The sequence below is a fragment of the Clostridium sp. BIOML-A1 genome (assembly GCF_009874105.1).
Taxonomy (GTDB): Bacteria; Bacillota; Clostridia; order Lachnospirales; family Lachnospiraceae; genus Coprococcus.
Genome location: NZ_WWTL01000002.1, coordinates 190,041 through 203,825, shown reverse-complemented (window position 1 = coordinate 203,825; position 13,785 = coordinate 190,041). Strand labels below are relative to the sequence as shown.

Genomic DNA, 13,785 nt, shown 5'->3' with positions numbered 1-13,785 from the left:
GTTAATATTTATCTTACAGGGATCTGTACAGTAAAATCATCCGGAAGCTTATTTCCGAATTTATTATAAACTGTATGATTATAAATTCTTGTAGCTGTTATATCATAAGAAAGCATTTTATATCCTACAGTATCTAATTGCCTGATGCCGTCTGCTGTTTTTGTAAAAACAGGAAAGGCGGCATTTTGCTTTATCTCTTTTAAGACGGATGAACCGTTTCTGCGAAGGGCAAGGATATGTCCGTAAAAGCTCCAGCCTTTATCCTTGAACTGTTCCATATCTGTTTTCTTCACATCAAGCAGCAAATGCAGGATCGCACGATTGATACGTGTCTGAGTGATCTCTTTTGATTTTACAGATTCAAGGATGTCATGATAGCAGCTGCATGTATCTGCCTTTTTGAGCTTATTATAAAGCTCAGGTGTCATATCGGCTGTATCCGGCATGGTTGTTTGCTGCAACAGCCGGTACTGTAACAAAGCAGAGAGATCATTTTCAAATACAGGGAGTGATTTGCCATATTCAGGCAAAAATAAAGAGGCAGATGCATCCGGCAGGATCTGCTTTATGGTATCAGTAATATTTGAAGAAATATTAGCTTTATTTGTTTCCTGAATAAGAGATCGAATGGCAGAAGCGGAGCAGATCGTACCATTAATATCGGTGCTGTTATATGCAGCATGTTCACGTTTGATGATGTATGGTTTTATCGATGAATTCAATTTCTTTAAGGCGGCAAGATATTCGATCGCAAGAATATTATTTGGTTCAGCAATAACAGGAACAGCATCCGGTAAAAGGCCGGCAAATGCTTTTGCACGTGCAGCCGGATAACTGTTACCGTCTGAAAGATACAGCCGGATCAAATCTGAGAATTCGGTAGGCTCATCTATAAGAAAATTTGCAATTGTATTTAAAAGATCAACATCATCACATTCCGCACCAAAGACAAGATAATCAACAGCATGAAGTTTTTCAAGCAGGGAGACTCCGGCAAATGCGAAATCTCCGGCACTGGCTGTCGCAAAGACCATTGGAAGTTCAAATACAGCATCAATGCCGTTTGAAACAGTCATATCCGCACGCAGATATTTGCTGCAAACGGCAGGAAGACCACGCTGGATATAATCACCGCTCATAACAGAGATAATATGCTCGCATCCAAGCGTGGAACGAATCTGTTCCGCCTGATACAGATGGCCGTTGTGAAAAGGATTGTATTCTGCTATGATTCCGGCTGTTGACATATTATACCTCCGTGTTTTTAAAAACATCCCTTGCAAGCAAGTGGATTTTTCTTCATTATTTCATATGCTTCGCATATTCAATGCATTCAAAGAAAAACATCCCTTGCAAGCAAGTGGATTTTTTCTTCATTATTTCATATGCTTCGCATATTCAATGCATTCGAAAAAAAGCATCCCTTGCAAGCAAGTGCTTTTTTTCTTCATTATATTTTATATTTTATTTTCTGTAAAGTATGGTATAATTGGAATGTGCATGGTCGGCGTAGTCTGGCCTTTTTTTCGTGAAGATGTACGATTTTTATCACATGGGTTCATGTATGATGAAACAGAAGATTTCGGGAGCTGTTAAACAGGACAGATAAGAAGAAGTCTTGCAGAAAAAAACAGGAGTGAATTCGATTTTCAGGATTGACATTTAAGAGAAAGGCTAGTAGTATAATAACAGGAATCGAACATTTGTTTATGGAGGTAGAAAGATGATAAAAGATGATGATAAGAAGAAGGCATTGGATGCTGCATTAGCACAGATTGAGAAGCAGTATGGTAAAGGATCTGTTATGAAGTTAGGAGATTCTTCAGCCAATATGAATATAGAAGTAATACCAACAGGATCATTAAGCCTTGATATTGCACTTGGCCTTGGTGGAGTTCCGAGAGGAAGAATTATAGAAGTATTCGGACCTGAGTCCAGTGGTAAGACAACAGTTGCTTTGCATATTGTTGCCGAGATCCAGAAAAGAGGAGGTATTGCCGGATTTATTGATGCTGAACATGCACTTGATCCGGTATATGCGAAGAATATAGGTGTTAATATTGACGATTTATATATATCACAGCCGGATTGTGGTGAACAGGCACTTGAGATCACAGAGACGATGGTCCGCTCCGGTGCGGTAGATGTAATTATCGTTGACTCTGTAGCGGCTCTTGTTCCAAAGGCAGAGATCGATGGAGAGATGGGTGATTCACACATGGGCCTTCATGCCAGACTGATGTCACAGGCACTTCGTAAGCTGACGGCTGTTGTCAGTAAGACGAACTGTGTTGTTATCTTTATCAACCAGTTACGTGAAAAGGTTGGTGTTGTATTTGGTAATCCTGAGGTAACGACCGGTGGACGTGCGTTGAAGTTCTACGCATCCGTGCGAATGGATGTCAGAAGAATCGATACTCTGAAGATGGGTGGAGAGATCGTAGGTAACCGTACCAGAGTTAAAGTAGTAAAGAACAAGGTTGCTCCTCCGTTTAAAGAGGCAGAATTTGATATCATGTTTGGAAAGGGCATTTCCAGAGAAGGTGATATACTGGATCTTGCCGTTGCAAATGATATCGTTGATAAATCCGGTGCATGGTATGCTTACATGGGCGATAAGATCGGACAGGGACGTGAGAATGCGAAGACATTTCTGGCAGAGAATCAGGCAATCTGTGATGAGATAGATGAGAAGATCCGAGAGAAGCTTGGTCTGGTTGAATCTGAGGATGCTGAAGAAAAAGGAACAGAGGAGTAGGAACAGAGAAATAGAAAGGCTGTTTATATATGCTGGTAACGGATTTAAAACGGATTGACGATAAAAGATTCTGTCTGTATCTTGATTATGAGGCGTTTGGACCATTGTATGCTTCGGATATCAAGCGGTTAAAGCTGATTGTAGGAGAGAATACAGATGCGGAGAAGCTTACACAGTTCCGAAAAGATTATTTCTTTAAGAGAGCAATGGATAAAGCCATTGCGGCGATTAAATATTCAGAAAAATGTGAATATGATATCAGGCAGAAGCTACAAGAGCTTTGTTATGATAACGAAGTGATTGAAACTACGGTTGAGAAATTAAAAAAATATAAATATGTAGATGATGCCAGATATGCATCTGTATATGTCAGAAGTCATATTAATCGTAAAAGCAGAAGGGAAATCACATATGCGTTATCAGCAAAGAAGATATCGGATGAATGGATTGAGGAAGCCTTTGAAGAAAATCCGCTTCCTGACGAACGTGAGATAGTGATGAGATTGATACAAAAGAAATGTCCGGCTTCAGAATTGAAGGACAGAAGGGATAAGGTTATTGCATATCTGCTTCGAAAAGGATATCCATATAGGTTGGTTGTGACCTGCGTAGACGATATTTTAAGAGATGAAACAGCGGTTATATAAGAAAATTTGCACAGAAAATGAGGCAGAAAATTGTTGTTTTTGTTTGTTTTCACTTGACATAATTAGTAAAAAATATTAAACTAAAATAGTTGTATAAGTGTACAATGAAAACTTAATAAGGAGGTGCTCCTGTGAGTGATGTTGCGTGGATAATCATTTATATTTGCATCCTTGTTGTATGTATTGTAGCTACATGGTTCATTGCTATTGCATATAGAAAAAATATTGCAGAAGCAAAGATCGGCAAAGCAGAAGTTGCAGCAAGAGAAATTATAGATGAAGCTCAGAAAGATGCTGAAGCAAAGAAACGTGAGATCTTACTCGAAGCTAAGGAAGATGCTTTAAAGACACGGAATGATCTTGAAAAAGAAGTCAAGGACAGACGTGGTGAAATTTCCAGAATGGAGAAACGAGTTCTTGCACGTGAAGAAAGCATTGACAGAAAGACCGAAGCAATCGAGAAAAAGGAAGCAAGTCTTGCATCCAAGGAAGGTCAGCTCGAAAAGCAGAAAGCAAGAGTGGAAGAGCTTCAGGCAAAACGTTTACAGGAACTGGAAAGAATTTCAGGTTTAACCTCTGAACAAGCAAAGGAATACTTATTAAAGACTGTTGAAGATGAAGTAAAACATGAAACAGCAGTCATGGTCAAGGAATTAGAAACCAGAGCTAAAGAAGAAGCGAACAAGAAGGCAAAGGAGTATGTTGTTTCTGCAATTCAGAAATGTGCAGTTGATCACGTTGCTGAGACAACAATTTCACTGGTACAGTTGCCAAATGACGAGATGAAGGGAAGAATCATTGGTCGAGAGGGACGTAATATCCGTACACTCGAAACAATGACAGGTGTAGATTTGATCATTGATGATACACCGGAAGCAGTTATCCTTTCCAGCTTCGACCCGGTAAGAAGGGAAGTTGCAAGAATTGCACTTGAGAAGCTGATTGTTGATGGAAGAATCCATCCAGCAAGAATCGAAGAAATGGTAGAAAAAGCGCAGAAGGAAGTTGAAACCATGATGCGTGAAGAAGGTGAAGCAGCAACTCTGGAAGTTGGTATTCACGGTATTCATCCTGAATTAGTAAGACTTCTTGGTAAGATGAAGTTTAGAACAAGCTACGGTCAGAATGCATTAAAGCATTCGATTGAGGTAGCACATTTATGTGGTTTATTGGCCGGAGAGATAGGTGTCGATGTCAAGGTTGCAAAACGTGCCGGATTACTTCATGATATCGGTAAATCAATCGATCATGATATGGAAGGTTCCCATGTACAGATTGGTGCAGACTTATGTAGAAAGTACAAAGAGTCTCCGATTATTGTAAATGCAGTGGAAGCCCATCACGGTGATGTTGAGCCAGAATCTTTGATAGCATGTCTTGTACAGGCTGCTGATGCAATTTCAGCTGCAAGACCGGGTGCTAGACGAGAAACACTGGAAACCTATACTACACGTCTTAAGAAACTTGAGGATATTGCAAATTCCTACAAGGGCGTGGAGAAGACATATGCTATTCAGGCAGGTAGAGAGATTCGAGTAATAGTTGTTCCTGAACACGTCAATGATTCCGATATGGTATTACTGGCAAGAGATATTGCAAAGCAGATTGAAAATGAGCTTGAGTATCCTGGTCAGATTAAGGTTAATATTATTAGAGAGTCTCGCGTAGTTGATTATGCTAAGTAAAAGTTTTACAGCCTGTGGAAGAAATTCCACAGGCTGTTTTTAACTATAAAGAAGATTTAACTATAAAGAAAATTTAACTATAAATAAGAGTTAAGTATATATAATTGTTTATAAATGGATGGAAGATTTACAGGAGACGTTATTTATAGATAAGATGTTTAGATAAGGAGAGAAATATGGAAGAACGATTTATCAGAGAGAAAAAGGAACTGGCTTATCATGCACATATATTTGATGTATATAATGATTATCTGATCCTGCCGGATGGACAGAAGGTGATATATGATCTTATCGATCATATACCCGGGTGCTGTGTTCTGCCGGTGGATGAGAATGGACAGTTGATATTTGTCAGACAATATAGAAATGCATTGGATGATATGACATTGGAAGTGCCTGCCGGTTGTATGGATAAAGGGGAAACGCCGGAACAGTGTATCAGACGCGAATTAAAAGAAGAAACAGGATATACAGCAGAACAGCTTATGTTTGTGACAAAAACATGTCTGGCGATAGGAACCAGCAATGAGATGACATATGTTTATATAGCAACTGGTCTGACGCATGGGGAACAGATGCCCGATCGGGAAGAATTTATCAAACTTGAAAAGTACTCACTGGAAGATACAATGCAGATGATTGAAGATGGAAAAATCATCGATTCAAAGACATTGATAGCAATCTATGCATATGCGAATCATGTATTAAAAAAGCAGATCAGACAGGGTATATAATATTTCATTCCGACATATAAAATACAAGTATCCTGAATGCATGGGGAGGGTGTAATGAAGAAGAATCTGCTTATCTATGTTTACGTTATTGGTCTGATCCTTGGAACTGTGCTGATAAATACGCAATTTGATATGACAGCATTTATTTCCGGTGAACCGATGGCGTGGAGCTTGCCTGTTTATGGGATGCTTGTGTTAAAACGTGGGTTGGGGCTTATATTATGCTATTGGTTTATATATATTCTTCCTGAAAAAATAAGAATGCCCGCGCTCGCCTGTCTGGCGGGATGCATAATCGGAGTGACGGTATCCATACGGGCATATAGCGGATATTTTTTTGGATGTCTGCTGTATGGTATGATAGTTTGTGTAATGGTGATGGTTTATATGGGATTGATTCGTTGGATTCTTGTAGATGGGTCGGAAAAATGTGGTATTCGTGAGCCGCAAGGGCGAAAAAATCTGGTGAAACGATTAGTTATTATTACAATTGTATTAATAAACTGCATTTTTGAGTTAAAAATTCTGAAATTTTTTTGAAAAGAGTTTTACTACATGTGGTATACATAATTCTGGATGGACACATGATTTGGTAAAAATACAGAAAATAGTGAAAAACCTTGATTTTACTTGTAAAAATTATGTTTGATTTTATAGAAATTTGTATTTATAATGATATTTAGTCTACATAATAAGGGGAAAAATGCGTGGAAATTTACATAGAGAAATATGTTGATTATCTCAAAAATATTAAGAAATCAAGTGAAAATACAGTAGCTTCTTACCGGCGTGATCTGGTTAAGTTTTCTGATTTCTATCGGGAGAATGGAACAGAGGATATTCGTTCGATAAATGAGACAAATATCAACACTTATGTTCTGTATTTAGAAAAAAACGGAAAATCAATGGCAACTGTATCAAGAAGCATAGCCTCGATCAAGTCGTTTTTCGGATTCCTTTTCCGGGAGAAGATACTGATGGATGACCCGTCAGTTAATATCAAGCCGCCAAAGATTGAAAAGAAAATGCCGGATATCTTAACGATAGAGGAAGTGAACCGGCTTCTTGACCAGCCGGGAGACCAGTCTCCGAAGGAGATCCGTGACCGTGCAATGCTGGAACTGTTATATGCAACAGGAATCCGTGTATCGGAGCTTGTTACATTGAAGATTACAGATGTGAATCTGAAGATGGGGTATATTGAATGCCATGACCTCAGAAAGTCGAGAATTATTCCAATCGAAGATTCGGCACAGCGCGCACTTGATAATTATATCTCGAATGTTCGAGGAGATATGTGTAAGGATTCAGAATATTTATTCTCAAACTGCAAGGGAACACCGATGACCAGACAAGGCTTCTGGAAGATCATCAAGGTATATGCTGATAAAGCAGGAATTGATAAGGATATTACACCACATATGATCCGTCATTCGTTTGCATCACATCTTGTAAATAATGGTGCGGATTTAAAGGCTGTACAGGAAATGTTGGGACATGCAGATATCTCAACGACACAGATTTATCTGAACAGCAAGCAGAGCCGCTTAAAAGAGGAATATCAGAAAGCACATCCGCGGGCATAAGCGGAATGAATATAGCAGAAAACGATAAACGCCAGCCGACGGGCTATTGGCTGGGCAAAGCATAAGCTGCTGAATGTACATAGCAGAAACATATTTGTGGGCGGTTATGCCGTATACAAGGTTAATACGCAGTAAAGTATGGATTGTACGAAAAAAAGTACATGGAAATAGTTGCATCTTGTCTGTAAAATAGAATATAATCCTTTCGGTTGATAAAAGTTTAAAAGTGAAGGACGACAGGAGAAAGAAAAAATGGAGAACAATTATTACTCACCGGTACAGATTCTGGAAAATAATATAAAGGCAGGTATCAATAAAGCAAACATGGGCCTGCTTAAGATGATATTGCTTGGTATGTTCGCAGGTATGTTCATTGCGATCGGAGCAGAGGGTTCAAACCTTGCAGCTCATAATCTGACAGGCGTTGGTGTTGCAAGAACGTTAACCGGCGTGATCTTCCCGATCGGTCTTATGATGTTAGTTGTAACCGGCGGTGAGTTATTTACAGGAAACTGTATGCTTACAATGGCACTTGCAGACCATAAGATCAAAGCATTACAGATGATAAAGAACTGGGTAGTTGTATATTTCAGCAATATGCTTGGATCTATATTGACAGCAGCTTGTGTATATGCTTCCGGTCAATATGATTACTCAGATGGAGCACTTGGTGCATTCACGATCAAGGTTGCCATGGGTAAGGCAGATATCGATATCAGCAAAGCAATCTTTTCCGGTATCCTTTGTAATATTCTGGTATGTATCGCAGTATTGATGAGCAGTGCAGCGAAAGATCTGATCGGTAAGCTGTTTGGAGCATTTTTTCCAATTCTGATCTTCGTTATCTCAGGTTTCGAACACTGTGTTGCAAATATGTACTACATTCCGGCAGGAATCATTGCATCAGGCAACAGCAAATATGTAGATAAAGCCTGTGAGCTTTATGGATATACATCCACACAGATTTCAGATACACTTACAGTTGGTGGTTTTGTTCACAACCTGCTGCCGGTTACACTTGGTAACATTATTGGTGGCGGCATCATTGTATCACTGGGACTGTATGCAGCGCATCTGGTACTTGATAAGAAAGAGAAATAAAAAAGAAAACAGTATTTTAGATATGATAAAAAAGACCTTGTAGTTATGTACGACTACAAGGTCTTTTTTTGTAATTTTAATATACTATATGTCAACATATATTTAGAAAATATAAATATATGTTGACATATGTAATGCGTATATGCAATACTATAATTGCAACCATTATATTGCATAAAAGGGAGGAAAAATGAAGAAGATAAAAAGAAATATAATATTATTAGCATGTTGTATTACATTATTTAGCTCATTTGTTGTTTCGGCAACATCGGCGAGCAACTCTATAACTGATGGGGTTGCAACATTAACAGGATCGGCGCGTATGTATGATTATAGTAAGAAAAAAGATAAATGCATCATGACTGCAGCATTTGGGGGAGGAAATGCATCTGAAGTTACATCAGGTTCGATATCTGGTAAAATACAGGGTATAGATGTAAAAGTAAAAAGATTGGATACAGGTTATTTAGATAAAAGCAATAAAACCTATTCTGATTCAAAAATTGTTAGTGATGCGTACAGTGTTTTTACTGTTACAATATCATTAAAAGGTGCAGATTCTAAAGAAATATATGCACACGATTAATATATAATACAAGAAGATGTACATATAATGGTTGTAGATTATCAAAGGAAGTTAAAATGAAGATAAGAGATAAAGAATTTTTTAGATTGTTTTTGATCGTATATACACTTATGTTTGTGATTATTTTTCAGTGCTTTGATATTATTAATAAAATGCAGGCTGAGTTAAAGGGAAGGTTATATAATGGCAATTATTCTAATTTGGCGGGAATTGAAACAAAGTGTGATGTATGTATGAATCATCTTAAGGCAGAATATAATCAGGCGGGTGAACTTGAAGCTATGTCGATTGATGTTCCAGATAAGCATAGACAGAAGGAACATCTTGAAACTGCCAAAATGATTATAAAAGCAATGTATGGAAGAAAGTTCACAGTGTATTCATATGCCAATGTTCGGGTTAGTGGAATGCTTCAGGAAAGGTCAGAACTGGCAGTTTTTTCATTGAAGGATGAATTGCCATTTAATATCACTAAAGGACGATCAATATGTTCGGACGATTTAGAGAAAAAAGCTCGTGTTGCAATTGTATCTGAGGATATGATAAATACAATGGTGAAAAAAGAAGAATATTATTACATAAAAATTAATAATGAAGAGTATCAAGTTGTTGGAATTTATGAACCTGTTGCAGATAAGGCAGATGTGTGTTTTGCCTATTTTCCTCAAACAGAATATCAATTTGAGGAATTCTGCAGGAATTTTATAGATAATATTTTTTCAATTTCTAATATGAAGTGGGGAATATTTGGAGTTTATATTGGATCAGAAAATAGTTTTGATATAAATGAAATAGATGAATTTATTTCGGAACTTGAAAAAATATCCGATACAACATTTGATATAAAAGTAATAGATCGTTCGATTGCATCACCGAATGAAAAAATAAAAGTGTTAATTATAATATATGTATTATTGTTATTCTTTTGTATTGTTGTTTATATTCAGGTGATTGATATGTTTACAAAAAAAAGATATAAAGATTATGTAATATATCGTGCCTGTGGTTGCAACTGCAATATGATCGCAAGAAGATTATTTATGGAGATGCTGCCAATGTTTATCTGTTCATTTATTGCAGTTTTTATTGCAAATAGCGTATATAATGTCTGGCTGACAGATTCTGTATGGTATAGTATTTCATATGAAGGTGTTGCGTTTATGGCAGGAACATCGGTTGTTCTTGTTTATATGTCAATTTTCATCATAATTATGAAGTTGCGTCGGATTAATCTGGCAGAAGGGATTATGGATCTATAAATGAAACTTAGGTATTTATGGAAAATCACGTTGGATAATGAATGGAAACAAGGAATTCGAAGTTTTTTTAATGTTATTCTATATATTGTTGGAATTACAATAATTGGACTTCTGGTGTATTTTGTCAGTCTTGAAACAGATACGAAGAAGTCGGTAGAGCGTTCTATACGAAAAGAAATAAAAACATTAGGAAGCATAAGTATTGAAGGGAATCCTTCAGATATTCAGTATAATTCAAATTTTAATCTTTTGAAAGTTGTTAAAAGTTTTAGTGGCATAGATGCATGTTCATCTGGATGGGGAAATGGTTCACTGGCAATATCCGGAGACTGGCGTATCGAATATGATGCATCGGAATACAGAGATGAAGACTTGAAATTACTGCAAGATATACAAAAAAAGAATGTTTATGATCCCGGATATGCAATACAGGGGAAAAGTTTGGAAACTACCTGGCTAGACGCTGGAGCGTGGGATATGATGAAAATTGATCTGCTGCAAGGCAGATGTCCTTATGAGATTGATTATGCTTTATATGGTGACGCGATTCCAATCTATCTGGGGTATCGTTATAAAGATAAAGTGCAGCCGGGAACCCGCCTTATACATGGAGAAGAGGTTTATGTTGTAGAGGGAATTCTGAAGAAGAACAGTGTATTAGCTCCAAATAGTGATGATCTGATGAACATGTATCCGGAAGACCAGAATGCGATACCCTATCAAATACTTGATTATAGCATTTTGATAATTTTAAATTCAGAAATGGACAATACATATAATTGTTTTTTTACATTAAAAGATGGTTATTCATTTGATGATGTTCAAAGTTATCTGGATGCGTTAAATTTGAACCCGGATGTAGAATTTTACATCAATAGTGTAGAAAAATATCTGGATAATATGAGCAGGGAATCAGAAAGAAAAGAAATGACTGGGTTATTTGTGTATGTCACTGTGATTGTGTGTTTGATTCTGTCGTGCTTTGAAATTAACACGATATTGGCACAGAGAAGAGAGTTTGGGATACTTCTTGCTTATGGGTTATCGCATAGAGATATTATAAAGATGGTATTGATCGATAATATAAAAAAAATGATCATTGCAATTCTGATTATGACGTGCGTAATAGCCGGTAAACTGGCAGCGAACATTATGGTAGAGAATATGACATTTTATATGTTGAAGAATACGATTTACAGTCGGTTAATCTTGACGATTGGAATGATAGGGATATTGCTTGTTCTTTTGGTCTGTATTGTACCGTCAATTCTGTTAAAGAAAATATCTCCGGCGGAATTACTTGGAGGAAAATAAATGATTCAATTAAAAGAAGCAAAAAAAATATACAAAAATGGCAGGACAGAATATCCTGCGTTGAATGGGATAGACCTGACTATAGAAAATGGAGAATATGTTGCAATTATTGGAACATCCGGATCGGGAAAAAGTACACTTTTAAATATCATAGGTGGGATGGATCAGACAACAGATGGTCAGTATCTGTATGATGAAAAGAATGTTAGCAAAATGAATTCTCATGCGCTTCATTTGTTTCGAAAGGAATATGTGAGCTTTGTATTCCAACGATTTGCACTATTGAATCAGTATAGTGTATATGAAAATGTCGAAGTACCGCTTTTGGCAAAGGGAATAGAGAAGAAAGAACGTAAGAAAAAAGTTCTTTCCGCATTGATGCAGGTTGGAATTCAGGATTTGTATAAGAAAAAGCCAAGTGAACTTTCGGGTGGGGAACAACAGCGGTGTGCAATTGCCAGAGCTTTGGTTATGGATACTCCTGTTGTACTTGCGGATGAACCGACAGGTTCTCTGGATAAAAACTCAGGCATTAAGGTTATGGAACTTTTAGAAGGACTGCATGAGCAGGGAAAGACCTTGATAATTGTAACACATGATATGGATATAGCAGAACATGCTGATCGTATAATACAGATTGAGGATGGAAAGATTGTTGCTGATACAAAAAAGAATTAAAAAATATTTATTATTGATAGGCGGAATTGTTATATTGCTTTCAGGTTGTGAAAAAAAAGAAAGTGATGATATGTTTGTGCTGGATCAGGAGGAAATGTCGATACAGGGAGAAGTTCAAAATAGTGAATTAGGGAAAAAAATGAAGGTACCGCAAAGCATCGATTGCAAGATGAAAACAGAAGATGCCGACTTACAAGCAATATTGATATCAGATAAGTCTGTCTGTATTCCAGATGTAGAACAACTTTATACAATGAAGTGCAGCAGAGAGAGACTGGATGCATCATACAAAAAGAAGATTTCAGAAGCAATATTTGGCGAAACAGTCCTGTATATATATGATGGCACCCCATTAATATCTGAATGTGATGAACAAATCCAATATTGCAAAAACAAGCAAAATATTTCGGATACCTTTTATAAACAATATTACCAGGCGAGTATTGAGGAGCTAGAGCAACAGAAAAAAACTGCACAGGAGATAAGAGAAAAGAATATTGATTTTTCGGCGGATCAGTACATTGGTATGATTAACGATCAAAAATATCTTCTTACATTTTATGGAAACGAAGACTATTGTGAATCCTTTGAACTAATGTTGTATCCGGAGAATTCAATGGAGAAATTTTTTGAGATTGATAACGGATATGGATTTGTTCAACCGACAGATATCTTGTCTGAAAATGAGTTGCTGTATTCGGATCTTTTGAATTATAGTGAAAATGAAGAAGATCTTTCAGCCGGGAATCGATGTAGTAAAACAATAGAGGAAGCGATAGATACCGCTTTGGGCTATGCTGGTGCATGTGTCTCATTGCCTGTTGATACGGGATGTGTAGAACCATTTTGTGTATCCTATATAAAGGGTGAAACAGAGGAAGAAGTACTTTTGTGTGATGGATATTCTATAACATTTCTTCCGAAAATTGAACAAGTTACTCCTTTTGTGTCAGATTTGTATTATGTAGAAAGTATAGCAGGTCAATATGACAACAGAAATGACAGCCAATCAAGCATTATGACAAATGGTTCAATATTACGCATTGTAATATCTTCGAAAGGTGTGGTTGGCATTGGTTGTGTAATGCCGGTGAAACAGGATGAAAAAGCGAAAAAAGTGGAACAGCTTTTAACGTGGGATGAGATTATGGAAGCCTTGAAAAATGGCTTGCCGGAATACATCAAAAAGCATGGTGCGTCATATTCGCAAATTGCATTTAATCATGTAGAACTAACATACTATTTAGAAGAAACAGAGGAGGGATATTGTTATATTCCTGTATGGCTTTTGGCAAATATTGATGCGCAGTTACAGGTTCCAGATCAGCTTATTCTACTGGATGCAAGAAATGGAAGATTTGTAGAAATAAAATAATATTCCAGATATACAAAATACAACTGCCCTATATAGAATAACATTGTGAAGATTTCGTTTTT

General features: G+C 37.0%; 13 protein-coding genes. 12 read left to right on the top strand and 1 reads right to left on the bottom strand.

All coding sequences use genetic code 11. The annotated features are described in order from the left end of the window. Positions 1–8 precede the first annotated feature (8 nt). Positions 9–1,247, bottom strand: a complete 1,239-nt coding sequence (locus GT641_RS02485) for a nucleotidyltransferase family protein (RefSeq protein ID WP_161116747.1) — start codon at positions 1,245–1,247, stop codon at positions 9–11. A 476-nt stretch (positions 1,248–1,723) separates the two neighbouring features. On the opposite strand from GT641_RS02485, the gene recA reads away from it, so the two are divergent. From recA to GT641_RS02425, 12 genes are all read left to right on the top strand, one after another. Beyond that, a complete protein-coding gene (gene recA, locus GT641_RS02480; RefSeq protein WP_161116746.1) occupies positions 1,724–2,758 on the top strand; it encodes a recombinase RecA in 1,035 nt (344 codons plus the stop codon). 29 nt (positions 2,759–2,787) lie between these two features. Then, positions 2,788–3,405 carry a regulatory protein RecX gene (locus GT641_RS02475; protein ID WP_161116745.1) on the top strand — a complete coding sequence of 206 codons (618 nt, stop codon included), beginning with the start codon at positions 2,788–2,790 and terminating at the stop codon, positions 3,403–3,405. Between the two features lie 149 nt (positions 3,406–3,554). Continuing rightward, positions 3,555–5,090 carry a ribonuclease Y gene (gene rny / locus GT641_RS02470; protein ID WP_342413207.1) on the top strand — a complete coding sequence of 512 codons (1,536 nt, stop codon included), beginning with the start codon at positions 3,555–3,557 and terminating at the stop codon, positions 5,088–5,090. Between the two features lie 176 nt (positions 5,091–5,266). Next, positions 5,267–5,824 carry an NUDIX hydrolase gene (locus tag GT641_RS02465; protein ID WP_161116744.1) on the top strand — a complete coding sequence of 186 codons (558 nt, stop codon included), beginning with the start codon at positions 5,267–5,269 and terminating at the stop codon, positions 5,822–5,824. 54 nt (positions 5,825–5,878) lie between these two features. Then, positions 5,879–6,364, top strand: a complete 486-nt coding sequence (locus GT641_RS02460; RefSeq protein ID WP_161116743.1) for a hypothetical protein — start codon at positions 5,879–5,881, stop codon at positions 6,362–6,364. Between the two features lie 167 nt (positions 6,365–6,531). After that, positions 6,532–7,410, top strand: coding sequence for a site-specific tyrosine recombinase XerD (gene xerD / locus GT641_RS02455; RefSeq protein WP_161116742.1), 879 nt, complete (start codon positions 6,532–6,534; stop codon positions 7,408–7,410). A 252-nt stretch (positions 7,411–7,662) separates the two neighbouring features. Further along, the gene (locus GT641_RS02450; protein WP_161116741.1) at positions 7,663–8,511 is read left to right on the top strand and encodes a formate/nitrite transporter family protein; all 849 of its coding nucleotides are present in this window, start codon (positions 7,663–7,665) and stop codon (positions 8,509–8,511) included. A 190-nt stretch (positions 8,512–8,701) separates the two neighbouring features. After that, on the top strand, positions 8,702–9,097 hold the full coding sequence (locus GT641_RS02445) for a hypothetical protein (protein ID WP_008400744.1): 396 nt from the start codon (positions 8,702–8,704) through the stop codon (positions 9,095–9,097). A gap of 56 nt (positions 9,098–9,153) precedes the next feature. Next, positions 9,154–10,356, top strand: coding sequence for an ABC transporter permease (locus GT641_RS02440; RefSeq protein WP_119963354.1), 1,203 nt, complete (start codon positions 9,154–9,156; stop codon positions 10,354–10,356). Positions 10,357–10,386: 30 nt separating this feature from the next. Then, positions 10,387–11,670, top strand: coding sequence for an ABC transporter permease (locus tag GT641_RS02435; protein WP_161116740.1), 1,284 nt, complete (start codon positions 10,387–10,389; stop codon positions 11,668–11,670). Continuing rightward, the gene (locus tag GT641_RS02430) at positions 11,671–12,348 is read left to right on the top strand and encodes an ABC transporter ATP-binding protein (RefSeq protein ID WP_008400747.1); all 678 of its coding nucleotides are present in this window, start codon (positions 11,671–11,673) and stop codon (positions 12,346–12,348) included. It abuts the gene before it with no gap. Further along, complete coding sequence (locus GT641_RS02425; protein ID WP_147352410.1) at positions 12,326–13,723, top strand: hypothetical protein; 1,398 nt, start codon at positions 12,326–12,328, stop codon at positions 13,721–13,723. The genes GT641_RS02430 and GT641_RS02425 overlap by 23 nt, the downstream gene beginning before the upstream one ends. Positions 13,724–13,785: the final 62 nt, after the last annotated feature.

What these genes read in the sequence shown, in the direction of transcription:
- GT641_RS02450 (WP_161116741.1), top strand. Translation starts at nt 7,663, where the DNA reads ATGGAGAACAATTATTACTCACCGGTACAGATTCTGGAAAATAATATA.
- GT641_RS02475 (WP_161116745.1), top strand. Translation starts at nt 2,788, where the DNA reads ATGCTGGTAACGGATTTAAAACGGATTGACGATAAAAGATTCTGTCTG.
- GT641_RS02485 (WP_161116747.1), bottom strand. Translation starts at nt 1,247, where the DNA reads ATGTCAACAGCCGGAATCATAGCAGAATACAATCCTTTTCACAACGGC.
- GT641_RS02460 (WP_161116743.1), top strand. Translation starts at nt 5,879, where the DNA reads ATGAAGAAGAATCTGCTTATCTATGTTTACGTTATTGGTCTGATCCTT.
- recA (WP_161116746.1), top strand. Translation starts at nt 1,724, where the DNA reads ATGATAAAAGATGATGATAAGAAGAAGGCATTGGATGCTGCATTAGCA.
- GT641_RS02430 (WP_008400747.1), top strand. Translation starts at nt 11,671, where the DNA reads ATGATTCAATTAAAAGAAGCAAAAAAAATATACAAAAATGGCAGGACA.
- GT641_RS02445 (WP_008400744.1), top strand. Translation starts at nt 8,702, where the DNA reads ATGAAGAAGATAAAAAGAAATATAATATTATTAGCATGTTGTATTACA.
- GT641_RS02440 (WP_119963354.1), top strand. Translation starts at nt 9,154, where the DNA reads ATGAAGATAAGAGATAAAGAATTTTTTAGATTGTTTTTGATCGTATAT.
- GT641_RS02465 (WP_161116744.1), top strand. Translation starts at nt 5,267, where the DNA reads ATGGAAGAACGATTTATCAGAGAGAAAAAGGAACTGGCTTATCATGCA.